22 protein-coding genes and 4 tRNA genes (1 of these 26 cut by a window edge) are annotated in these 23,704 nt (G+C 54.2%); 11 read left to right on the forward strand and 15 right to left on the reverse strand.

Annotation, left to right across the window (positions count from 1 at the left end):
- The 5 genes from V6944_RS13545 to V6944_RS13565 all read right to left on the reverse strand — a co-directional run.
- Positions 1-57: transfer RNA gene (locus V6944_RS13545), tRNA-Gln, on the reverse strand (it extends 118 nt beyond the left edge of the window).
- Positions 58-94: 37 nt separating this feature from the next.
- A tRNA-Gln gene (locus tag V6944_RS13550) sits at positions 95-169 on the reverse strand.
- A gap of 23 nt (positions 170-192) precedes the next feature.
- Positions 193-277 (reverse strand) — tRNA-Leu (locus V6944_RS13555).
- 9 nt (positions 278-286) lie between these two features.
- A tRNA-Met gene (locus V6944_RS13560) sits at positions 287-363 on the reverse strand.
- Between the two features lie 200 nt (positions 364-563).
- Complete coding sequence (locus V6944_RS13565; RefSeq protein WP_202216233.1) at positions 564-929, reverse strand: hypothetical protein; 366 nt, start codon at positions 927-929, stop codon at positions 564-566.
- 206 nt (positions 930-1,135) lie between these two features.
- Between V6944_RS13565 and V6944_RS13570 the strand changes: the two genes are divergently transcribed.
- Genes V6944_RS13570 through V6944_RS13590 form a run of 5 tightly spaced genes read left to right on the forward strand, consistent with a single transcriptional unit; the run spans position 1,136 to position 4,848 of the window.
- A complete protein-coding gene (locus tag V6944_RS13570; RefSeq protein WP_333499339.1) occupies positions 1,136-1,462 on the forward strand; it encodes an HMA2 domain-containing protein in 327 nt (108 codons plus the stop codon).
- Between the two features lie 19 nt (positions 1,463-1,481).
- Complete coding sequence (locus V6944_RS13575) at positions 1,482-2,183, forward strand: YtxH domain-containing protein (protein ID WP_185669364.1); 702 nt, start codon at positions 1,482-1,484, stop codon at positions 2,181-2,183.
- Complete coding sequence (locus tag V6944_RS13580) at positions 2,167-2,478, forward strand: hypothetical protein (RefSeq protein WP_123650119.1); 312 nt, start codon at positions 2,167-2,169, stop codon at positions 2,476-2,478. Before V6944_RS13575 ends, V6944_RS13580 begins: the two co-directional genes overlap by 17 nt.
- Positions 2,465-2,767: a YtxH domain-containing protein gene (locus tag V6944_RS13585; RefSeq protein WP_333499340.1), complete on the forward strand. Its 303-nt coding sequence runs from the start codon at positions 2,465-2,467 to the stop codon at positions 2,765-2,767. The genes V6944_RS13580 and V6944_RS13585 overlap by 14 nt, the downstream gene beginning before the upstream one ends.
- Positions 2,764-4,848, forward strand: coding sequence for a heavy metal translocating P-type ATPase (locus V6944_RS13590; RefSeq protein ID WP_333499341.1), 2,085 nt, complete (start codon positions 2,764-2,766; stop codon positions 4,846-4,848). The genes V6944_RS13585 and V6944_RS13590 overlap by 4 nt, the downstream gene beginning before the upstream one ends.
- Positions 4,849-4,938: 90 nt before the next feature.
- On the opposite strand, the gene asnB is transcribed toward V6944_RS13590, so the two are convergent.
- The 6 genes from asnB to nagB all read right to left on the reverse strand — a co-directional run bounded on the left by asnB (position 4,939) and on the right by nagB (position 12,084).
- On the reverse strand, positions 4,939-6,603 hold the full coding sequence (gene asnB / locus V6944_RS13595; protein ID WP_333495031.1) for an asparagine synthase B: 1,665 nt from the start codon (positions 6,601-6,603) through the stop codon (positions 4,939-4,941).
- Positions 6,604-6,908: 305 nt separating this feature from the next.
- The gene (locus tag V6944_RS13600; protein ID WP_333499342.1) at positions 6,909-7,817 is read right to left on the reverse strand and encodes an amidohydrolase family protein; all 909 of its coding nucleotides are present in this window, start codon (positions 7,815-7,817) and stop codon (positions 6,909-6,911) included.
- Positions 7,818-8,027: 210 nt separating this feature from the next.
- Positions 8,028-8,780, reverse strand: a complete 753-nt coding sequence (locus tag V6944_RS13605) for an HAD-IIA family hydrolase (protein WP_333013146.1) — start codon at positions 8,778-8,780, stop codon at positions 8,028-8,030.
- A gap of 68 nt (positions 8,781-8,848) precedes the next feature.
- Complete coding sequence (gene nagC / locus V6944_RS13610) at positions 8,849-10,069, reverse strand: DNA-binding transcriptional regulator NagC (protein WP_333499343.1); 1,221 nt, start codon at positions 10,067-10,069, stop codon at positions 8,849-8,851.
- An 8-nt stretch (positions 10,070-10,077) separates the two neighbouring features.
- Positions 10,078-11,226 (reverse strand): N-acetylglucosamine-6-phosphate deacetylase, encoded by a 1,149-nt coding sequence (gene nagA / locus V6944_RS13615; RefSeq protein WP_185669359.1) that lies wholly within the window; start codon positions 11,224-11,226, stop codon positions 10,078-10,080.
- Between the two features lie 57 nt (positions 11,227-11,283).
- Positions 11,284-12,084: a glucosamine-6-phosphate deaminase gene (gene nagB, locus V6944_RS13620; RefSeq protein ID WP_185669358.1), complete on the reverse strand. Its 801-nt coding sequence runs from the start codon at positions 12,082-12,084 to the stop codon at positions 11,284-11,286.
- Between the two features lie 342 nt (positions 12,085-12,426).
- On the opposite strand from nagB, the gene nagE reads away from it, so the two are divergent.
- From nagE to chiQ, 4 genes are all read left to right on the forward strand, one after another.
- On the forward strand, positions 12,427-14,376 hold the full coding sequence (nagE, locus tag V6944_RS13625) for a PTS N-acetyl glucosamine transporter subunit IIABC (protein ID WP_333499344.1): 1,950 nt from the start codon (positions 12,427-12,429) through the stop codon (positions 14,374-14,376).
- 186 nt (positions 14,377-14,562) lie between these two features.
- Positions 14,563-16,221, forward strand: coding sequence for a glutamine--tRNA ligase (glnS, locus tag V6944_RS13630; RefSeq protein WP_185669356.1), 1,659 nt, complete (start codon positions 14,563-14,565; stop codon positions 16,219-16,221).
- A gap of 468 nt (positions 16,222-16,689) precedes the next feature.
- A complete protein-coding gene (gene chiP, locus V6944_RS13635; protein ID WP_333499345.1) occupies positions 16,690-18,096 on the forward strand; it encodes a chitoporin ChiP in 1,407 nt (468 codons plus the stop codon).
- Positions 18,097-18,145: 49 nt separating this feature from the next.
- Positions 18,146-18,481 carry a ChiQ/YbfN family lipoprotein gene (gene chiQ, locus V6944_RS13640; protein WP_220438455.1) on the forward strand — a complete coding sequence of 112 codons (336 nt, stop codon included), beginning with the start codon at positions 18,146-18,148 and terminating at the stop codon, positions 18,479-18,481.
- A gap of 113 nt (positions 18,482-18,594) precedes the next feature.
- Here the strand turns inward: chiQ and fur are convergent, their stop codons facing one another.
- The 4 genes from fur to ybfF form a co-directional block, all read right to left on the reverse strand.
- Positions 18,595-19,047: a ferric iron uptake transcriptional regulator gene (fur, locus tag V6944_RS13645; RefSeq protein WP_333499346.1), complete on the reverse strand. Its 453-nt coding sequence runs from the start codon at positions 19,045-19,047 to the stop codon at positions 18,595-18,597.
- A 291-nt stretch (positions 19,048-19,338) separates the two neighbouring features.
- Positions 19,339-19,869 carry a flavodoxin FldA gene (gene fldA / locus V6944_RS13650; RefSeq protein ID WP_333495026.1) on the reverse strand — a complete coding sequence of 177 codons (531 nt, stop codon included), beginning with the start codon at positions 19,867-19,869 and terminating at the stop codon, positions 19,339-19,341.
- A gap of 150 nt (positions 19,870-20,019) precedes the next feature.
- Positions 20,020-20,313, reverse strand: coding sequence for a LexA regulated protein (ybfE, locus tag V6944_RS13655; protein WP_333499347.1), 294 nt, complete (start codon positions 20,311-20,313; stop codon positions 20,020-20,022).
- 129 nt (positions 20,314-20,442) lie between these two features.
- Complete coding sequence (ybfF, locus tag V6944_RS13660) at positions 20,443-21,207, reverse strand: esterase (RefSeq protein ID WP_333499348.1); 765 nt, start codon at positions 21,205-21,207, stop codon at positions 20,443-20,445.
- Between the two features lie 182 nt (positions 21,208-21,389).
- Between ybfF and seqA the strand changes: the two genes are divergently transcribed.
- Positions 21,390-21,962, forward strand: a complete 573-nt coding sequence (gene seqA, locus V6944_RS13665; RefSeq protein ID WP_185669350.1) for a replication initiation negative regulator SeqA — start codon at positions 21,390-21,392, stop codon at positions 21,960-21,962.
- Positions 21,963-22,000: 38 nt separating this feature from the next.
- A complete protein-coding gene (pgm, locus tag V6944_RS13670) occupies positions 22,001-23,641 on the forward strand; it encodes a phosphoglucomutase (alpha-D-glucose-1,6-bisphosphate-dependent) (RefSeq protein ID WP_333499349.1) in 1,641 nt (546 codons plus the stop codon).
- Positions 23,642-23,704 lie beyond the last annotated feature (63 nt).

Raw genomic sequence — 23,704 nt, forward strand, 5'->3', positions numbered from 1 at the left:
CCGAACCAGGGAATGCCGGTATCAAAAACCGGTGCCTTACCGCTTGGCGATACCCCAATACCGTCGCGGCTATCCGCAAATATCGAAGAAAATATGGCTGGGGTACCTGGATTCGAACCAGGGAATGCCGGTATCAAAAACCGGTGCCTTACCGCTTGGCGATACCCCATCCGTGCAACGCTTATTGGTGAATGGTGCGGGAGGCGAGACTTGAACTCGCACACCTTGCGGCGCCAGAACCTAAATCTGGTGCGTCTACCAATTTCGCCACTCCCGCAAAAAAAGATGGTGGCTACGACGGGATTCGAACCTGTGACCCCATCATTATGAGTGATGTGCTCTAACCAACTGAGCTACGTAGCCATCTTTTTTTTCGCGTTACCTTATCGGCGTTGCGGGGCGCATTATGCGTATTGAGCCCAATACCGTCAACACCTTTTTCAATGAAATTCACCGGAATGTGACTGTTTGGTTGGGTTGTGAACAGCCTGGCGCATTATTCGGCAATTATTGGTTATTTCGCGTTAAATCATGCCATCAATACATCCGGATTCACTGTAAGGCTATCGCGTTAAAACGCTAACAAGTGAAACCACTGGGCCACCGACTGTACGCTTAAGTGCACCGAAAGCCAGCGTTTTTAATAAATGGCTGGCCCCCACGCGCAGGGTGTTCTCGATATAGCTTTTATCTTTCTGGCTGCTAAGCCATTGCGCCTGTTCCAGCTCATTGAGCAGGGTTGAGGCAGAAATACGGGCGGGATCGAAGCTCACCGCCACGGAACCGGCATATAAGCGGTGAATCACCTCTTTAATACCGTCGCGGGTGCGGAGTTGTTCAATCAGCTTCTCGACTTCATGCGGATGGCGTTGGATCCAGCTGGAGCGGATGCGGATGCGATTGGGGGTCTGGTGCAGGTAAGGAGTCATAGCCGCCTCATTTTTACTTATATAGTGGTAATGAGAGTAATTTATATTTGCATTCCACCCATGTCCAGCCTTCACCGCACGCAGCGCAAAAAAGAATCGGCTGCTTCCCTTTGACACATCGCAAGAGAAGGGCGATTAGCGCTATCTGACGTTTTCTATCTGTGATTTCATTAATGCCACCTATAAATATCAGGGTATTAAATGATATGCCTGTCGAATCTTTGGGCGACTTACTCACTTTGCGCCGCTTTGTTGAAGTGGCACACCATATTCCTGGGCGCTTACGCCTGCGGTTTTCCAGCAAGCTCGTAGCCAGCCTTAGTCAGGGGAAGCTCAGGCAGCTTGATGCTTATTGCTCTCCTGAAGGGTACCTCCGGCGTTATCAGATCAATAGCGAAACCGGCTCTATCGTCCTTGAGTACGATGCTGCCGCGATTCGCCCGCAAATCCTCAACCAGCTGTTTGGTCAGGATGGTGAGCAGGCCCAGCACGCGCTGGCGCAGCTAGCCGCCATTCTTAGCCCCTCTCACTAAATGAAAAAGGACAGTCATCATGAGCACCAATGACAACAACGCACAGCAAGTTCCACCGGCCGGTTACTATCCGCCATACGGCTACCCGTGGTATCCGTACCCGCCAATGCCGCAGGGAATGGCATGGCCGCAGAACGGGCAGATGCCTCCTCAGCCACAGATGCCACCACAGCCGCAAATGCAGATGCCACCGCAAATGGCGATGGGGTTCCCGCCTATGGGGTTCCCACCGGCACCTCAGGGCGCGGTACCACCGCAGTTTGCTCATCCGCATCACCATCATCACCACCACGCTGCCGCGCAGCAGGGCGTGGACTGGAGTCAGTACGCTCAACACGTGGTTGACGGCGCAATGGGCGACCAGGCTGGCCTGCTGAAAAATATCATCAGCACCGTCGGCATGGACGACAAAGAGTTCTGGAAAGGTGCGATGGTTGGCGCGGCGGTGACGCTGCTGCTGACCAACGATTCCGTACGCGGCATGCTGATGCAAACGCTGGCGGGTGCGGGCGACATGCTTAAAGCCGGTTCCAGCAAAGTCAAAGACGGCGTGAAGAATAGCTCTGAAGCCATCAAAGATACGGCAACCTCCAGCGCGGCTATTTTTCGCGACACCATGAAAGCGGGTAAAGAGGGCTTTCAGGAGTCCGTAGAGCGCCATCGCCAGCCGGGCGCTGTACCGTTCGATGATGAGGGCGTAGCGGATGAACAACAGCCGTGACAGACAAAACCGAGTAGGCCGCGCCGCCATTGCCGGCGCGCTGGTCGGGGGAAGCGCTGCCTGCGCGCGTGAATGGCAGCGCTACCAGCAAAATGAACAAACGCTGAATGAAGCGGCCTGTACGGTAATGAAGGCGACGGCGAAGGCCAGCCTTATTAGCGGAACGGTGATGGCGATAGCGGATGCCAATAAGACGCGTCCGCTGCAGTCCGTGCTGACCCTTATCGGGGTGGGTGCCGCTTCTCTTTATCTTATGGATGCGATAGCTAAGCGAGGAAACGATGAATCAGCCTGAATACCTGTACAACCCGTGGACCGGCGCGTGGGAACCTAACCCCGCAGCAATGCCGGTACAGGCGCCTGCGGCAACCAATAGCCGCACCCACCTGCTAACCGGGCTGGTGGCTGGTGCCGCAATCACCTACCTTCTGACCAACCGTAACGTACAACAGGGGATCACCAACACGGCGAGTAAAGCCTGGGGTACCGTGCGCGGCGAAATGGAAGAGATGAAAGAGCGTATTGCCGACCTGCAGGCAGAACTGGACTACTACCGTAGCCAGAATAAGGATGAGATCGAGTGAGTGCGGTAGGCGAACGGGTTACCGTCGTTCACCAGATCCCCGGACGCGTGCGCCTGCGTATTGCGGCGCTCGGTGACTACCCTGATGCTGCCGGGTGGCTGAAACAGCAGATCCTGACGCTTCCCGGCGTAAGCGGTGTGCGTATTCGCCCGTCGGCGCGCAGCGCGGTGATCCAGTGGGATCGCACCCGGACTTCACTTGCTGCCATTATGGCAGCGGTGGAAGCGCTGAACTGGCAAGCGGCGGAAGATGGCGAATTCGAAACCGAATACTGCGGTGGTGATAACCTCCTTAACCTCGCAGGGTTGGCGCTGACTCAGGTGCTGCCGCCCCGCTGGGCGCGTTTGCCGGCGGCGCTGCTGACCGCGCCGACTATCCTGGAAGGGGCGCATACCCTGAGCCAGAGGCAGTTGAAGGTGGAAGTGCTGGATGCGCTGGCGCTGAGCCTGTCGATGCTGCGCGGCGATAACCGTACCGCTATGCTGACGCAGTCGCTGCTGACGCTCGGCGAGTATATGGAGCAGGAGACCAGCCGTCACTCCGACGCGCTGCTGGCCGATCTGATGCAGCCTCGTGAGCACCCGGTCTGGGTTGAGCGCGATGGCGAAAGCGTGGAGATCAACAGCAGCGAGCTGGTGGCGGGGGACGTAATGCTACTCGGCCCGGGGGATAATATCCCGGCCGACGGTACGGTGCTGCGTGGTGTTGCTCAGGTCAACCAGGCGTCAATGACCGGAGAAAGCGTGCCGGTGCGTCGTGAGCCGGGTTCCTGGGTTTATGCGGGAACGCAAATCCAGGACGGCAACGTGGCGATTACCGCCGAGCAGGTGGGCGAGTCTTCCTCGACGGCGCATATTCGCCGCTTTATCCGCGACTCGCTGACCCAGCGTAGTGAAACCCAGCAGGTTACGCAGGCCATGGCCGACCGTCGCGTTGGTATCACGCTTGGGGTGGGCGCGGCGGTGTTTGCCATGACCCGCAGTTGGGAGCGTCTGGCTTCGGTATTCCTCGTTGACTACTCCTGCGCGCTGAAGCTCAGTACGCCAATCGCCTTTAAATCGATTATGTATCGGGCCGCGCAGAACGGTCTGCTGCTGAAGGGCGGGCGAGCGATTGAGAAGCTGGCTGAAGTCGATACGGTGGTGTTCGATAAAACCGGCACCCTGACTCACGACGAGATGCAGGTGACAGACGTCATCAGCTTCAACGACCAGCTGGTGCAGGCTAAACGTCTGCTGGCGATCGCCGCCTCGGTGGAAGAGCATAGTAATCACCCGCTGGCGCACGCGGTCGTGGCGGCGGCAGAGCACCACGAACTGCCGCATATTGCGCACGGCGAAGTGGAGTATGTCATTGCTCACGGTCTGCTTTGCGCACTGGAAGAGCATCAACTGGTGATCGGCAGTCGTCACTTCCTGGATTGTCACTACGACATCGATTTCACGCCGTATGAAGCGGAAATCGACGAACTGGCGGCGCAGGGACGACATCTGCTGTTTATCGGCTTTGATAATCAGCTGGTGGGGATGATCGGTCTGCAGGATCATCTGCGCGATGAAGCCTCTGAGGTGATTGAGCAACTTAAAGCATCCGGCATTCGTCAGGTGGTGTTGCTGACCGGCGATCGCGCCGAGAAGGCCTGCCAGCTGGCGGAGCGTGTAGGCATCGATCGCTACGTTGCCGAAGCCACGCCGGAGAGTAAGGTCGAAGTAGTGAAAGCGCTGCAGGAGGCGGGGCACAAGGTGATGTTCGTGGGTGATGGTATCAACGATGCGCCGGTGTTGACGCAGGCAGACGTGGGTCTTGCGATGAACCAAAGTACCGAACTGGCGCAGCAGGCGGCGGATGCCGTGCTGTTGCAGGACAGTTTGTATGGCGTTATCACCGCGCGTCAACTTTCGCTGGAGGCGATGAAGCTGGTGAACAGCAACATTAAGCTGACCGAGTGGATAAACAGCGCCATTATGCTGGCGGCGGCGCTAGGCTGGCTGTCGCCGGGTGCTAGCGCCATGCTGCATAATGGGACGACGCTGGGCGTGCTGCTGCGATCGCTGGCGGCGAAGAAAGGGCGCGGGGAGTAGGTTTTCCCCTCACCCTAACCCTCTGTACCTCACCAAACAAAAAGCCCCCGATGTCTCCATCAGGGGCTTTTTTCTATCTCACCGCCACGCTTACTTGTAAGCAGACTGGTGCACGCCTACCGCGCGACCAGACGGATCGTCCATGGTTTTGAATGCTTCATCCCACTCAATCGCTTTCGCGGAAGAGCACGCAACGGACGGGCCGCCAGGGACGCATTCCGCAGCGCTTGGCACCGGGAACAGCTCTTCAAAGATTTCACGGTACAGATAGCCTTCTTTAGATGTCGGCGTGTTGTACGGGAAGCGGAAGTGCGCGGTTTCCAGTTGCTGATCGGTTACCTGTTTTGCCGCGACTTCTTTCAGCGTATCAATCCAGCTATAGCCTACACCGTCGGAGAACTGCTCTTTCTGGCGCCATGCTACGCTTGCTGGCAGGTAAGATTCAAAACACTCACGCAGCACGTGTTTTTCCATCTTTCCGTTGCCGCACATTTTGTCCTGTGGGTTGATGCGCATTGCCACGTCGAGGAATTTTTTATCCAGGAATGGCACGCGCGCTTCCACGCCCCAGGCTGACATCGCTTTGTTAGCGCGGGCACAGTCGTACATATGCAGCGCCTGCAGCTTACGTACGGTCTCTTCGTGCAGTTCTTTAGCGTTTGGCGCTTTATGGAAGTACAGATAGCCACCAAACACTTCATCAGAACCTTCGCCGGACAGCACCATTTTGATGCCCATCGCTTTGATTTTACGTGACATCAGGTACATCGGCGTAGAGGCGCGAATCGTGGTCACATCGTAGGTTTCGATGTGGTAAATAACGTCGCGAATCGCATCCAGACCTTCCTGCACGGTGAAGTGAATTTCATGGTGCACGGTACCTAGGTGGTTTGCCACTTCCTGCGCGGCTTTCAGGTCAGGAGACCCTTCCAGGCCAACGGCGAAGGAGTGAAGCTGCGGCCACCAGGCTTCTGAACGTTCCTGATCTTCAACGCGGCGAGCGGCGAATTTCTTGGTGATCGCGGAGATAACCGAAGAATCCAGGCCGCCGGAGAGCAGCACGCCGTAAGGCACGTCTGACATCAGGTGGCTTTTCACCGACTCTTCCAGCGCCTGACGCAGTTCGTTCTTGTCGGTCACGTTATCTTTAACCGCATCGTAGTCGAACCAGTCACGCTGGTAGTACTGACGAATTTCGCCATCTTTGCTCCACAGATAGCTCCCGGCTGGGAACTCCTGGATGGTGCGGCAAACCGGGGTCAGCGCTTTCATTTCAGAAGCAACGTAGAAGTTGCCGAATTCGTCGTGGCCCATATACAGCGGGATAATACCGATATGATCGCGGCCAATCAGGTAGGCGTCTTTTTCGCTGTCGTACAGTGCAAAGGCGAACATCCCCTGCAGGTCGTCGAGGAATTCAGGACCTTTTTCCTGATACAGCGCGAGGATAACTTCGCAGTCAGAACCGGTCTGGAACTGGTAGCGGTCGCCGTATTCAGCGCGCAGCGCCTGATGGTTGTAGATTTCACCGTTGACGGCCAGAGCGTGCGTTTTCTTTTCGTTATACAGCGGCTGGGCACCGGCGTTGACGTCAACAATCGACAAGCGTTCATGCGCGAGAATCGCTTTATCGCTCGCGTAGATCCCGGACCAGTCCGGGCCACGATGGCGCATCAGGCGGGAGAGCTCAAGCGCCTTTTTACGCAGCTCGCCCGCGTCAGTTTTAATATCCAGTACACCGAAAATAGAACACATAGACTTCTCCGTTAACCCTGTGGCGTTGTGCTGTTTAATTGTGTGGCGCTGCGTTATCGCGGTGCCTTTGCATAACTAAAAAAATGCCGTAAAGGCGGTGCCGGCGCAAGGCTTTTTCCGCCTCTGCAAGAAAAAATGCAATGAGGGTTATGGAATACTAAAAAATACGTATGTCTATTCTTCTATTATTGATGAATCATCATTTTTTAAGCGTTATTTTTAAATAATCTTCTTTTTTACCGGTTGGTGAATAGTGAGAACCTATTTCAGACCCCGTGCAGATGCAAAATCTGCACGGGGTAGGGTCAGGCAATGCCGAAAGGCCAGATCTGCTGGACCGTTTTGTAGAGAATTTGCTCGCGGTCTTTGGGGGTTAACCACGCCAGGTGATCGCGGTAGAGCGCGACCGCTTGCGCATAGCTCAGTTTATTCAGACAGATTGGCCAGTCGGTGCCCCACATCAGGCGCTGTGGCCCAAAGGCATCAAACACCTGTTTAACCTGCTGCGCGGCATCCGGGTAGGGATAAGGCTGCTGGGAGAGCGACCACATATGCGAAATTTTGACGTAGACCTGTGGATAGCGCGCCAGCGCAAGCAGCTTGTTTAGCTCGTCGGGATGATTCAGCGGCGAATCTGCCATGTGATCAATAACCACCGTCAGCTCTGGGTTTTGCTCAATCCAGGGAATAAGGTCGGGCATTCGGCTGGGGGCGGCCAGAATGGTCATCGGTACTTTCAGGTCTGCGGCCTGTCTCCAGAGGGGTTTCATTAACGGCCCACGAATCCAGTCGCCGTCAGCTTTATCAGAAGGGCTCAACCTGACGCCGCGAAAACCCTCGTCGGTGGTCAGGCGGGCCAGATGTTCCGGCGCAGCCGGGTCTTCCGGGTTAACGCGGCAGATACCCTGAAATTTATCCGGATACTGTCGCAGAACGTCGGCCAGGTAACGATTATCCCAACGGTAGTGAATGACCTGCACGATCACCGTGCGCGCAACGCCGTTTGCGGCCATCAGCGAGAGCAGCATTTCGGCGGTAAAATCCTGCGGGGGCGCTTTGCGATCCTTAGCGTAGGGATAGCGCGGGTCGGTTTTCCAGACGTGCACGTGGGAATCAATCATGAGCGGTGAGGGCAGCGCGGCAAACGCCGGGCGTAGCGCGCAGGCAAGCGGTAGGGCGGCGCTGGCGGCAAGGAATTGACGACGGCTAAGCATGTTTTTCTCCATTGCATCGGCCGTCTGAATCCCGGAGGCGTCAGAGTTGAGTTTTTAGAGATTGGATGTGGGCTCAGTGGGCAGATGCGCTAGCTGACGAGCCACTATAAAACGCGAATGGGCGGGATGATTCAGACCGATGCCCAGGAAGGCATCGGTTTCACTGTTAGAGTTAACAATGGGTTGTGAACAACGTCACGGCGTGAACCGTTAGATCATGTCAATTTCCGCAACGGACGGATAAATCCACGACGGACGGAACGGCATATTGTCGATGTCATCAACGGTGGAGACGCCAGAGAGGACCAGAATCGTCTCCAGGCCTGCCTGGAAGCCGGCCAGAATATCGGTGCGAAGATTATCGCCGACGATCACCGTCTGCTCTGAATGCGCCTGCATTTTGTTAAGCGCGGCACGGATGATCCATGGGCTTGGCTTGCCAACGACAAACGGCTTACGGCCCGAGATTTTTTCGATGCCGGCGCACAGTGCGCCACAGGCTGGGTAATAGCCGCGGCCATGCGTATCTGGGTTGGTCGCGATGAAGCGTGCGCCATTGGCCACGAAGAATGCCGCCTTGTGCATCATTTCCCAGTTAAAGGAGCGCGTTTCACCCACAATAACGAAGTCCGGGTTAACGTCAGTAATGGTGAATCCGGCTTTATAGAGCTCGTGGATCAATGCGCCTTCGCCAACAACATATGCTTTTTTTCCTTCCTGGCGACGCAGGAAATCGGCGGTTGCCATGGCGGAGGTATAAAACACGCTATCAGGCACGTCGATGCCTGCGGTGGCGAAGCGGTTCGCCAAATCCTGACCCGTCTGTGAAGGGTAATTGGTCAGACAGAGGAACGGCATACCTTTATCCAGTACGCGTGCGACGAATTCTGCCGCGCCCGGCACGGCAACGTTGTCGTGCATCAGCACGCCGTCAATATCACAGATTACATTCTGAATGGTCATGGACTACCTGGCGTTTGTTTTTAAAGAGGCGTAATTATACACGTTATCCCCGGCATTGCCTCTTAGGACTAACCTTCCAGCAAATGTTGCAGCAGGATACCGTTGAGCATCGCGCGCTTAACCAGCGCAAAAGCGCCAATAGCGGAGCGGTGGTCAAGGGTTGAGCGCACCACCGGCAGGTTCTTGCGAAAAGCCTTTAAAACCTGCGTGTTGATGCAGCCTTCAATAGCGGGTAGCAGGACGCGGTCGGCCTCGATGATCTCACCGGCAATCACCACTTTCTGCGGGTTAAACAGGTTAATGGCGATAGCGATGGTTTTACCGAGATGACGGCCCACGTGCTCAATCACTTCGGTGGCCAGCGCATCGCCTTTGTTGGCGGCTTTGCAGATGGTTTTGATATGACAATCATCAAGCGTGACGCGGCTCTGGTAACCCTGCTCCAGCAGATGGCGCACGCGCTGCTCGATGGCGGCGTTGGCGGCGACAGTTTCCAGGCAGCCAAAGTTACCGCAGTGGCAGCGTTCCCCGAGCGGGTCGACCTGAATATGACCAATTTCCCCGACGTTGCCGTTACGGCCGATAAAAATACGCCCGTTAGAGATGATTCCCGCGCCGGTACCGCGGTGTACGCGCACCAGAATAGAATCTTCACAGTCCTGACTTGCACCGAAGTAGTGCTCTGCCAGCGCCAGGCTGCGGATGTCGTGGCCGACAAAGCAGGTGACGTTAAAGCGTTTTTCCAGCGCTTCGACCAAATGCCAGTTTTCCACCGGGATATGGGGCATGTAGCGAATAACGCCACTTTCCGGGTCGACCAGGCCAGGTAGAATTACTGAAATGGCGATCAGTTCGCGGATTTTTCGCTGGCACGATTCAATAAAGGTGCCGATAGTGTTCAGCAGCGCGTGTTCCAGCGTTTCCTGCGTGCGTTCCGGCAGCGGATAGTGCTCTTCAGCAACCACTTTACTGCTCAGATCGTACAGCGTGAGGGTGGTGTCGTGACGCCCCAGGCGAACGCCGATGGCGTGGAAATGGCGGGTTTCGGTGACAATCGAGATAGCGCGGCGGCCCCCGGTGGAGGCCTGCTGATCGACTTCTTTGATCAATCCGCGCTCAATGAGCTGACGCGTGATTTTGGTCACGCTGGCGGGAGCAAGCTGGCTCTGCTCGGCAATCTGAATACGCGAGATTGGCCCATGCTGGTCAATCAGGCGGTATACGGCCGCGCTGTTAAGCTGTTTTACGAGGTCAACATTACCAATTTGAGCTTGTCCGCCTGGTGTCATACTTTCTCTTACTCAGTAACGACCTCGTTGCCATTAACGATGGTCTTGATGATTTTATAATCGTGCGTGAATGCGGTCAGGTTGGCGACCTTGCCAGGCGCGATGCTACCAAAATGTTTCTCAACGCCAATCGCGCGGGCAGGGTAGAGCGTTGCCATGCGCAGCACTTCGTCCAGCGCAATATTGGCATGTTCCACCAGATTGCGAACGCCTTCGATCATCGTTAGCGATGAGCCGCTCAGCGTGCCGTTTTCATCAACACAGAGTCCATTGCGGTAGTATATTGTTTTACCGGCAAAAATGAACTGATCAATATTGGCACCCGCCGGAGCGGTGGCGTCGGTCACCAGGCACAGCTTATCGCCTTTCAGACGTTTGGCGTTACGGATATTGATGTAATCCACGTGCAGGCCATCAGCAATGATGCCGCAATAAATTTCGTTCGCATCCAGGATAGCGCCGGTCAGGCCAGGTTCACGGCCTGACATATAAGGCATGGCGTTAAACAGGTGCGTCGCGAAGGTGATACCCGCGCGGAAACCTACGCGTGCTTCTTGCGCGGTGGCGTTGGAATGGCCCGCAGAAACCACGATACCGGCATTTGCCAGCGCGGTGATAACTTCCGGTGCGACCATTTCTGGTGCCAGGGTCACTTTGGTAATTACGTCGGCGTTATCGCAGAGGAACTTCACCAGTTCAGCGTCGGGTTTACGCACGAAGCTTGGGTTGTGAGTGCCTTTTTTCACCAGATTCAGCCACGGGCCTTCAAGGTGCAGACCCAGCGCCTGGTTAGGATGCTTCGCCAGGTATTCACGCATCACGCGTACGCCTTGTTTCATCAGGTCGTCGCTGGTGGTGATAAGCGTTGGCAGATAGTTGGTGCAGCCCGATTTCTCGTTGGCTTTCTGCATGATTTCCAGCGTTTCAACGGAAACTGCTTCAGCGGTGTCGTTAAACTGCACGCCGCCGCAGCCGTTGAGCTGAACGTCGATAAAACCAGGGGCGAGAATGGCGCCATTAACGGAACGCTGTTCGACGTTCGCTGGTACATCGGCCAGTGGGCAAATACGTTCAATAAGGCCATTGGCGACGATAATCGCATGGTCATCCAGAATTTCGTGGCCGGTATAAATTCGGCCATGGGTTAATGCATACATTACGACCCCCGGTGTTCTAAAATTTTGTCCCGCAGCAGGCTACGGGACGGTAAGACATTACAGACCTTTAATATTTTCAGCTTCTAATTCATTGAAATATTTCAGGGTCTTGACCTTCAACTCCATGGTGGAAGGTTCATCGCAGACGATCAGTGATTTTGGATGCAGCTGCAAACAGGTGATGGTCCACATGTGGTTGACGTTACCTTCAACCGCTTGCTGCAGCGCCAACGCTTTTGTTGCGCCCTGCACCAGAATCATCACTTCTTCAGCGTCCAGCAGCGTACCAACGCCAACGGTAAGCGCGTATTTTGGTACCAGAGCAACGTCGCCGTCAAAGAAACGGGAGTTCGCGACGCGGGTTTCATGCGTCAACGTTTTGATACGGGTACGGGAAGACAGTGAAGAGGCCGGTTCGTTGAACGCGATGTGACCATCGTTGCCCACGCCACCCATAAACAGGTGAATTTTGCCGTAAGAGCGAATTTTTTCTTCATAACGGCGGCATTCTGCGTCAACATCCGGCGCGTTGCCGTTCAGCAGGTTGATGTTTTCTTCTGGGATATCAATATGGTCGAAGAAATTGCGATGCATGAAGCTGTAGTAGCTTTCTGGATGTTCTTTTGGCAGACCAACGTATTCATCCATGTTGAAGGTGACGACGTGCTTAAAGCTCACCTGGCCCGCTTTATGCATTTCAACTAAAACTTTATAGGTCGCCAGCGGAGTACCGCCGGTTGGCAGGCCGAGGACAAACGGACGGTCCGCGGTAGGTTTAAAAGCATTGATGCGGTTAACGATGTGGCGGGCAGCCCATTTGCCGACTTGTTCAGCGTTAACGAGAGGAATCAGTCTCATTCTTCACCTCAAAATGTAAAATATAAGAAGTTGGCGGATGGCATCTCCGTGCACTCTCTAAGCGTAACCTGTTTGCATCGTCAGGGAGCAATCCGTTTTGATTTTTTGAATGATAAAATAAGTTTTCGTGGTTAGCCAGTGAAAGGGAGTGGTGAGAACAATATTTGGTGACTATAGTCACAAAAAACACGTGTTTAATTTGCGATACGAATTAAATTTTCACACACTCTCCATCCTGAAGAGTCGTAGTTGAAGTTTACAAGACATCGCAGTGTCATGCTTTTTTGCACAATAAAAAAATGGCTTAAATGAGCCGTATCGGGGTCTCGTAGGGGGAATAAGATGAATATTTTAGGTTTTTTCCAGCGGTTAGGTAGGGCGTTACAGCTCCCTATCGCCGTGCTGCCAGTCGCGGCGCTGCTGCTGCGATTTGGTCAGCCAGATTTACTGAACGTGCCTTTCATCGCGCAAGCGGGCGGGTCCATTTTTGATAACCTGGCGCTGATTTTCGCCATCGGTGTGGCATCCAGCTGGTCTAAAGACAGTGCGGGTGCGGCAGCACTGGCGGGCGCAGTCGGTTATTTCGTTCTCACTAAAGCAATGGTCACCATCAACCCAGCCATTAATATGGGTGTGCTGGCGGGTATCATTACCGGTCTGGTTGCAGGGGCGACCTACAACCGTTGGTCCGGCATCAAACTGCCTGACTTCCTGAGCTTCTTCGGCGGCAAACGCTTTGTGCCTATCGCCACGGGCTTCTTCTGTCTGGTGCTGGCAGCCATCTTTGGCTACGTCTGGCCACCGGTGCAGAACGCCATCCACGCAGGTGGTGAGTGGATCGTAGGCGCTGGCGCGCTGGGCTCTGGTATCTTTGGTTTCATCAACCGTCTGCTGATCCCAACCGGTCTGCATCAGGTGCTGAACACCATCGCCTGGTTCCAGATTGGTGAGTTCACCAACGCGGCCGGTGCGGTCTTCCACGGTGACATCAACCGCTTCTACGCGGGTGACGGCACTGCGGGTATGTTCATGTCCGGCTTCTTCCCAATCATGATGTTTGGTCTGCCGGGTGCGGCGCTGGCGATGTACTTCGCAGCACCGAAAGCGCGTCGTCCAATGGTTGGCGGTATGCTGCTGTCCGTTGCGATCACCGCGTTCCTGACCGGTGTTACCGAGCCGCTGGAATTCCTGTTCATGTTCCTGGCGCCGTTACTGTACCTCCTGCACGCGATTCTGACCGGTGTGAGCCTGTTTATCGCGACGCTGCTGGGTATCCACGCTGGCTTCTCCTTCTCCGCAGGTGCTATCGACTACGTGTTGATGTACAGCCTGCCGGCAGCAAGTAAGAACGTCTGGATGCTGGTGGTCATGGGTCTGGTGTTCTTCGTTATCTACTTCGTCCTGTTCAGCGTAGTTATCCGCATGTTCAACCTGAAAACGCCGGGTCGTGAAGATAAAGACGACAGCGTGGTGACGGAAGAAGCGAACAGCAACACCGAAGAAGGTCTGAATCAGCTGGCAACTAACTACATTGCCGCGGTTGGCGGTACTGACAACCTGAAAGCGATTGATGCCTGTATTACCCGTCTGCGTCTGACCGTAGGCGACTCCGCGAAGGTGAGCGACGCGATGTGTAAACGTCTGGGCGCTTCCGGTGTGGTGAAACTGAACAAACAAACCATCCAGGTTATCGTGGGTGCGAAAGCCGAATCTATCGGTGACGCGATGAAGAAAGTAGTTGCGCGTGGCCCGGTTGCCGCAGCAGCAGCGGAAAGCGCAGCACCAGCAGCACCGGCGGCGGTAAAACCGCAGGCGGTGGCTAACGCCGCGACCGTAGAAACCCTGGTTTCTCCGATTACCGGTGATGTGGTTGCGCTGGAGCAGGTTCCTGATGAAGCCTTCGCCAGCAAAGCGGTCGGTGACGGCGTGGCGGTAAAACCAACGGATAAAACCGTGGTTTCCCCAGCTGCGGGCACCATCGTGAAAATCTTCAACACCAACCATGCGTTCTGCCTGGAAACTGACAAAGGCGCGGAAATCGTTGTCCACATGGGTATCGATACTGTTGCGCTGGAAGGTAAAGGCTTCAAACGTCTGGTTGAAGAGGGTGCAGAAGTGAAAGCGGGTGAGCCAATCCTGGAAATGGATCTGGATTTCCTGAACGCCAATGCGCGCTCCATGATTAGCCCGGTTGTTTGCAGCAACAGCGATGATTTCGGTGGTCTGGTGATTAAAGCCGAAGGTCATGTGGTTGCCGGTCAAACGCCACTGTATGAGATTAAAGGTAAGTAACTGCTCCTGAGTAAAGTGAGTTAAGTGCCTTAAGCGGCGGGGGCGTTCCTCCGCCGCTTTTTTTTGCCGCAAATTCCCCCACATTCGTTATTCCATCGCTTTTTTTGTGCAACTAATAGTTGTCTAGAAGCGCGGCTTATAAGATCATGTGCCGTTATACGTTGTTTACGCTTTGAGGAATCTACGATGAGTGAGGCTGAAGCCCGCCCGACTAACTTTATTCGTCAGATCATTGATGAAGATCTGGCTACCGGTAAGCACAACACGGTGCATACTCGTTTTCCGCCGGAGCCGAATGGCTATCTGCACATCGGCCACGCGAAATCTATCTGCCTGAACTTCGGAATTGCGCAAGATTATCAGGGCCAGTGCAACCTGCGTTTCGATGACACCAACCCAGTCAAAGAAGACATCGAATACGTTGAGTCCATCAAAAACGACGTCGAGTGGTTAGGTTTTCACTGGTCTGGCAACGTTCGCTACTCCTCTGATTACTTCGATCAGCTGCATGCCTATGCGGTAGAACTGATCAACAAAGGTCTGGCGTACGTCGATGAACTGACGCCTGAGCAGATCCGCGAATACCGCGGCTCGCTGACCGCGCCGGGCAAAAACAGCCCGTACCGCGATCGCAGCGTAGAAGAGAACCTGGCGCTGTTCGAAAAAATGCGTACCGGTGGTTTTGCCGAGGGCACTGCCTGCCTGCGCGCGAAAATCGACATGGCATCACCGTTTATCGTGATGCGCGATCCGGTGCTGTATCGCATTAAATTTGCCGATCACCATCAGACCGGTACCAAGTGGTGCATCTACCCGATGTACGACTTCACCCACTGCATCAGCGATGCGCTGGAAGGCATTACGCACTCCCTGTGTACGCTGGAGTTCCAGGACAACCGTCGTCTGTACGATTGGGTGCTGGATAACATCACGATTCCGGTTCACCCGCGCCAGTATGAATTCTCGCGCCTGAATCTGGAATACACCGTGATGTCCAAGCGTAAGCTGAATCAGCTGGTGATGGAAAAACACGTAGAAGGCTGGGATGACCCGCGTATGCCGACCATCTCCGGTCTGCGTCGTCGTGGTTACACCGCCGCGTCCATCCGTGAGTTCTGTAAGCGCATCGGCGTGACCAAGCAGGACAACACCATTGAGATGGCTTCCCTGGAATCCTGCATTCGTGAAGATCTCAACGAAAACGCGCCGCGCGCGATGGCGGTTATCGACCCGGTTAAACTGGTTATCGAAAACTACCCGCAGGGCGAAAGCGAGCTGGTGACCATGCCTAACCATCCGAGCAAACCGGAAATGGGCAGCCGTGAAGTGCCGTTTAGCGCGGAGATCTGGATCGACCGCGCGGACTTCCGTGAAGAAGCCAACAAGCAGTACAAGCGTCTGGTGATGGGTAAAGAAGTTCGTCTGCGTAACGCCTACGTGGTGAAAGCAGAGCGCGTGGAGAAAGATGCGGAAGGCAATATCACCACCATCTTCTGTACCTACGATGCCGATACCCTGAGCAAAGACCCAGCAGATGGCCGTAAAGTGAAGGGCGTGATTCACTGGGTGAGCGCGGCACATGCGCTGCCGGTTGAAATTCGTCTGTATGACCGTCTCTTCAGCGTGCCAAACCCAGGTGCGGCAGAAGACTTCCTGTCGGTGATGAACCCAGAGTCACTGGTTATCAAGCAGGGCTATGCTGAGCCGTCTCTGCAGGCCGCTGAGGCCGGTAAAGCGTTCCAGTTCGAGCGTGAGGGTTACTTCTGCCTCGATAGCCGTTATACCACCGCTGAGAAGCTGGTCTTTAACCGCACCGTCGGTCTGCGTGATACCTGGGTAGGTTAATTCCTTGCCCTGATAAAAACGCCGCGCTTGCGGCGTTTTTTTTTGCCTGTCGTTAGGGGATCACTTTCACTGGATGACAATGTTACTTTCGGATGAAAAAATACGACCTCTTATAGTTTCGCGAAGCGAATTAATGCAATTATTCTACCTCTAAGTATCCCCACGCTTTTAGTCCCGCATGTTACAGAAATTAAATGTAAACGGTCTCATTCACATTTCACTCAGGCCAGACAAGGCTTGGCACGGGAATGTTGCAATAACGCACTCTGTTACAAACAGAAACCAAATATGTGCGCTTTGTCATAATCCTGCACTCTCGTTGCGGAAAAGGATTGATAATTCGCGTCGCGAAAAATAGTCTGTACGTGTAGTGAAACACAATTTCTTAGCAGTACCTTTTTTATCAGTTTTTATTTTTTTGCCTTCTGCTTTGCAGCGGCATTTTTAAAAGTCAAAGAGGATATAACTATGCGTACGTTTAGTGGCAAACGTAGTACGCTGGCGCTGGCTATCGCCGGTGTGACAGCAATGTCAGGCTTTATGATGACTCCGGAAGCAAAAGCAGAAGGCTTCATCGACGATTCTACATTGACCGGCGGAGTCTATTACTGGCAGCGTGAGCGTGACCGTAAAGATGTAACCGATCACGATAAGTATAAAACCAACCTTTCCCACTCCACCTGGAACGCCAACCTCGACTTCCAGTCTGGCTATGCCGCTGACATGTTCGGTATTGATATTGCGGCGTTCACCGCGATTGAAATGGCTGAAAGTAGCGAAAGTGGTCACCCGAACGAAATTGCGTTGTCCTCTAAGAACAAAGGCTACAGCGAAGATTACAGCGGCGATAAGAGCGGTATCAGCCTGTACAAAGCGGCAGCCAAATTTAAATTAGGGCCAGCCTGGGCTCGTGCGGGTTACATCCAGCCAACCGGCCAAACGCTGCTGGCACCACACTGGAGCTTCATGCCTGGTACCTATCAGGGTGCTGAAGCCGGTGCTAACTTCGACTACGGTGATGCTGGCGCGCTGAGCTTCTCCTACATGTGGACGAACAACTACAAGGCGCCATGGCACCTTGAAATGGACAACTTCTATCAGAACGATAAGAAGACCAAAGTCGATTACCTGCACTCCATCGGTGCGAAATACGATTTCAAAAATGACCTGGTGCTGGAAGCCGCATTTGGTCAGGCAGAAGGCTATATCGATCAGTACTTCGCCAAAGGTAGCTACAAATTTGATATCCCTGGCGGTCCGCTGACCACCAGCTACCAGTTCTACGGTACGCGTGACAAGGTGAGCGATCACGGCGTCAACGATATCTATGACGGCACCGCGTGGCTGCAGGCGTTAACCTTCGGCTACAAACTGCAAGAAGTGTTCGACTTCCGTCTGGAAGGGACCTGGGTTAAAGCAGAAGGTCAGCAGGGTTACTTCCTGCAGCGTATGACGCCAACCTACGCATCCTCTAACGGTCGTCTGGATATCTGGTGGGATAACCGCTCTGACTTCAACGCCAACGGCGAAAAAGCGGTCTTCTTCGGCACCATGTATGACCTGAAGAACTGGGATCTGCCGGGTTGGGCGGTGGGTGCTTCTTACGTTTACGCATGGGATGCTAAGCCAGCGACCTGGCAGATGAACCCGGATGCGTACTACGACAAGAACAACAAGATCAAAGAGTCTGCCTACAGCCTCGATGTGGCATACACCGTTCAGGATGGCCGTGCAAAAGGCACGCTGTTCAAACTGCACTTCACTCAGTATGACAACCACTCCGATATCCCAAGCTGGGGCGGCGGTTACGGCAACATCTTCCAGGATGAGCGTGACGTGAAATTCATGGTTATCGCACCGTTCACTATTTTCTGATGCTAACGCGGCAGGGGGAAACTTCTGCCGCTGCTAAGAGGCTCATCGTATGAAAAAACTGATTATTGTTGCACTGATGGCCGCCGGGTTAACCGCCTGCGCTCAATCACCCGCACCGAAGGAAGATAGCAAGCTGAAGGATGCCTACAGCGCCTGTATTAATACCGCAGAAGGCAATCCGGATAAAATCCAGGCCTGTCAAAGCGTACTGAACGTGCTGAAGCAAGAGAAAGCGCACGAACAGTTCGCGAATCAGGAAAGCGTTCGCGTCATCGACTACCAGAAATGCATTAATGCCAGAAAGATGGGCAATGACGAAGCCGTAGCGAAAAACTGCGATAAGATTTGGCAGGAAATTCGCAGTAACAACGCGCCGCAGAAATAAGCTCACGTTGATACCAATAACCGCTGCTTGCAGCGGTTTTTTTACGCCTGAAGAACCGGGGGTATAAAAAAAGCCAGTGCGTGAGCAACTGGCTTTTTACGAATGGTATCGGGTTACTTTTCGATGCCTTCGTGGGCGTGTTCATCTTCACGGCAGTCGCCTTCAGCGCAGTGACCGTAGAGATAAAGGCTGTGGTTTGTTAAGCGGATACCGTGCTTCGACGCGATTTCACGCTGACGAGCTTCAATGGAATCATCGCTGAACTCGATCACTTTGCCGCAGTCGAGGCAAATCAGGTGATCGTGGTGATGCTGTTGGGTCAGTTCGAAAACGGATTTACCGCCTTCAAAATTGTGACGAGTCACGATACCGGCGTCATCAAACTGGTTCAGTACGCGGTAGACCGTGGCCAGGCCAATCTCTTCACCCATGTCGATCAGGCGTTTATATAAGTCTTCCGCGCTGACATGGTGGTTATCCGGTTCCTGAAGGACTTCCAGAATCTTTAACCGTGGAAGTGTGACTTTCAGGCCAGCCTTCTTTAATGCGGTGTTATTGTCAGTCATGCGGAATCTGTCCTGTTGCTAAACGATTAACTTCCATCAGCGAAAGTATCACAGAGAATGCACCCGAATTAATGCGTCTCATTATAGAATGACCCTATTGAAATGAAAACAGCAAGAGCCGGGTAAACTAAGCTTTCAAAAACGAGGCTTCACCGACAAACTGGCGATGAGACCGCGCTAAATCAGAAGATATTGTACAGGTATGCGCTCAAAAGTTAAAAAATTGTAGCTATTATTTTAATTGCTTTTACCTATTAATGCGGCGCGATTTATCATCGCGCCACAGGATAATCAGGCGTTTTTGATGTCTTCCAGATGCAGCTCTTCAGCCACCTGCTTAACCCATTTTTCAACGCGCTCAGCGGTCAGCTCAGGCTGACGGTCTTCATCGATAGCCAGGCCTACAAAGTGGTCGTCATCCGCCAGACCTTTAGACGCTTCGAAATGATAGCCCGCGGTCGGCCAGTGGCCGACGATAGCTGCGCCACGTGGTTCAATGATGTCGCGAATGGTGCCCAGCGCATCACAGAAATATTCCGCGTAGTCTTCCTGGTCGCCGCAGCCAAACAGCGCAACCAGCTTACCATTGAAATCCACTTCTTCCAGCGTCGGGAAGAAATCATCCCAGTCGCACTGCGCTTCGCCGTAGTACCAGGTTGGGATACCCAGCAGCAGAATATCGAATGCTTCCAGATCTTCCTTGCTGCTCTTGGCAATGTCGTGAACGTCAGCGACATCTTTACCAAGCTGTTTTTGAATCATTTTTGCGATATTTTCGGTGTTCCCGGTATCGCTACCGAAAAAGATGCCAACGATTGCCATGAGTAAAATAACCTCTTGAAACTTAATGAAATGGTGATGGCTTATTGCCCACAGATAAGGGCAATCATAGCAGAACAGAGAGGCGTGCGGAAACCGCTATCGTGCCGGACTGCACACTCTGCTACATGAAAGTGTATTTTGGGGGATTTTTCAGGCTTTCCCCTGTCCGTGCAGTTGGGCCAGTTGGCTCATCAGAATCTCTTCAATGAGTTCACTCCGGCTCATATCACGGGCAGTCGCCAGCTCGTTGAGTGCATCAACGGCTTCGTTATTCAGCTTCAGCTCCACGCGCTTCAGACCGCGCACTTTGTCGCGTTTTAACTGATTACGCTTATTAATGCGCAGCTGTTCGTCACGCGAAAGCGGATTAGTTTTTGGTCTTCCCGGCCGACGCTCATTTGCGAACAAATCTAAGGTCGTACGGTCCGTTTGTTCTTTTGCCATGGTTCTGAGTGACTTCGGGGAAACAAGCTACCGGGCGGTGCCCGGTGCAGACAGCGCGCAATCATACATCAGTGGGGCCCACACGCCAACGACCACGGCCATTCTGGCGCGCGGTCGATGCATTTTTAATCACTCGGCGAGATAACGGCGAATGGCTCGCAGCACCGCTTCCGGTTTTTCGGCGTGAACCCAGTGACCCGCGCCGGCGATAACGTGCGCTTTTGCCTGCGGGAACTGGGCCAACAGCGCATCGCGATAGGCTTCGGCCACATAGGGCGAATTGCCGCCGGGAATGAACAGGGCAGGGTGGTCCCAGGCAGGAATAGTCTCCCAGCCGACGATATGCGGGTATTGTTCCCACAACACCGGCACGTTAAAGCGCCAGGTGCCGTCGACAAAGGATTTCAGCAGGAACTGAATCACGCCTTCTTCTTTAAGGTACTCGCGCATCACCGTCGCGGCCTGCTGGCGGGTGGCCACGCCGGCGCTGGTCACCGCATTAATGGCAGCAAAAATCTCATCGTGACGGCGGACATGGTAATCGACCGGGGCAATATCAATCGCCACCAGTCGGTCGATGCGTTCAGGGGCCAGTGCGGTGAGCGCCATCACCGCTTTACCGCCCATGGAATGGCCGATGACCGTTGCTTTTTCAATGCCGTTGGCATCGAGCGTATCGAGCAGATCCTGAGCCATAGCAAGGTAGGTCATCTCATCAGCGCGCGGTGAGAGACCGTGGTTACGCATGTCTACCTGAAGGATATCGTGGTCGGTGACCAGGTCGCGGGCCAGGATGCCCAGATTATCCAGACTGCCGAACAGGCCGTGGACGAGAACGATGGGAGAATTATTGTGCAGGTTTTGTGCAGTTTGCGCTCGGACATTCAATTTCATAGCAAAGTTCTTTTTTTCGCATTGTCGGGTTAGGGTATCATGTTGGACATTCTAACGCTCAGGGGCAAGAGAGGAACTCATCCGAATTTTGCTGTCTTCCTGGTTTGGCGCTACCCGCTGTTGGGTTTTGACTTTATAATCCCAATGAATTGTATTCAGAAAAATTATCGCACCGGATTAAGATGAAAACGATCGAAGTTGATGACGAGCTCTATCGCTATATTGCGGCTCACACTCTGCACATTGGCGAGAGCGCGTCCGACATTTTACGGCGTATGCTGAAATTCTCCGCCGCTTCCCAGCCCGTGGCGACTGCTGCTGCGCCGGTCGTCAAAGCAGAACCGGCTCCCGCTCCGGCCCCGGCTGCTGCCCCCGTTGCTGACGTGAAAACGGTAAAAACTGCCAAAGATAAAGTCCGTGCTATGCGTGAGCTGCTGCTCTCTGACGAGTATGCCGAGCAGAAGAAAGCGGTTAACCGCTTCATGCTGGTACTGACCACGCTGTACGCGCTGGACAACAAGGCGTTTGCCGAGGCTACCGAATCCCTTCACGGTCGTACCCGCGTCTATTTTGCGGCTGATGAGCAGACGCTGCTCAAAAACGGCAACCAGACAAAACCAAAACAGGTTCCGGATACGCCATACTGGGTCATTACCAATACCAATACAGGCCGTAAATGCAGCATGGTCGAACACATCATGCAATCAATGCAATTCCCGGCGGAATTGATTGAGAAGGTTTGCGGTACTATCTAATACTGACAATCTAACCCTTGCATAAGAAGGACCAGGCAATGGCAAACCATACCCGTGCAGGACAACCTGCACAGCAGAGTGATTTGATCAACGTCGCCCAACTGACGGCCCAGTACTACGTGCTGCAGCCTAACGTGAGCAACCCGGAACATGCGGTGAAGTTCGGTACGTCCGGCCACCGTGGGAGCGCGAGTCGTCACAGCTTCAACGAAAAGCATATTCTGGCCATTGCTCAGGCGATCGCGGAAGAGCGCGCGAAAAATGGAATTACGGGCCCATGCTATGTCGGGAAGGATACTCACGCGCTCTCTGAGCCAGCGTTTATCTCCGTTCTCGAAGTGCTGGCAGCAAACGGGGTGGATGTCATTGTTCAGGAAGACAATGGCTTTACGCCGACGCCAGCGGTATCCAACGCTATCCTGGTACACAACAAAAAAGGCGGCAAGCTGGCTGATGGGATTGTGATTACGCCATCCCACAACCCGCCGGAAGACGGCGGCATCAAGTACAACCCACCAAACGGTGGCCCGGCTGATACCAACGTCACCAAAGTGGTTGAAGACCGCGCGAACGCGCTGCTGGCAGCTGACCTGGCGGGCGTGAAGCGTATTGCTTACGATGCTGCGCTGGCTTCCGGTCACGTGAAAGAAGTCGATCTGGTTCAGCCGTTCATTGAAGGGCTGGCGGATATCGTCGATATGGCGGCTATCCAGAAAGCCGGTCTGACCCTGGGCGTTGACCCGCTGGGCGGTTCCGGTATCGAATACTGGAAGCGTATCGCTAAGCACTACAACCTGAATCTGACCATCGTTAACGATCACGTTGACCAGACTTTCCGCTTTATGCACCTCGATAAAGACGGCGCGATCCGTATGGACTGCTCCTCCGAGTGCGCGATGGCGGGCCTGCTGGCGCTGCGTGATAAGTTCGACCTGGCGTTTGCTAACGACCCTGACTATGACCGTCACGGTATCGTCACGCCGGCTGGCCTGATGAACCCGAACCACTATCTGGCGGTGGCCATCAACTACCTGTTCCAGCATCGCCCGCAGTGGGGCAAAGAGGTTGCCGTCGGTAAAACCCTGGTCTCTTCCGCGATGATTGACCGCGTAGTGAACGATCTGGGCCGTAAACTGGTTGAAGTGCCGGTTGGCTTTAAATGGTTCGTTGACGGTCTGTTCGACGGTAGTTTCGGCTTCGGCGGCGAAGAGAGCGCGGGCGCTTCCTTCCTGCGCTTCGATGGCACGCCGTGGTCTACCGATAAAGACGGGATCATCATGTGCCTGCTGGCGGCGGAAATCACCGCTGTCACCGGTAAGAACCCGCAGGAGCATTACAACGAGCTGGCTGCCCGTTTCGGTGCCCCAAGCTACAACCGCCTGCAGGCCAGCGCCACTTCCGCACAGAAAGCGGCGTTGTCTAAGCTCTCTCCAGAAATGGTGAGCGCGAGCACGCTGGCAGGTGATCCGATTACCGCACGTCTAACGGCGGCGCCGGGTAACGGGGCTTCTATCGGCGGTCTGAAAGTGATGACCGACAACGGCTGGTTCGCGGCGCGTCCATCCGGTACCGAAGATGCCTACAAGATTTACTGCGAAAGCTTCCTCGGTGCTGAACACCGTAAGCAGATTGAGAAAGAAGCGGTAGAGATTGTCAGCGAAGTGCTGAAAAACGCCTGAGTGTTTGGGTAAGAAAAAGGGAGCCGAATGGCTCCCTTTTTTATGGGGTTTGTGCTGCCCCGG

This window comes from Kluyvera sp. CHPC 1.2972, from assembly GCF_036759925.1.
Taxonomy (GTDB): domain Bacteria; phylum Pseudomonadota; class Gammaproteobacteria; order Enterobacterales; family Enterobacteriaceae; genus Kluyvera.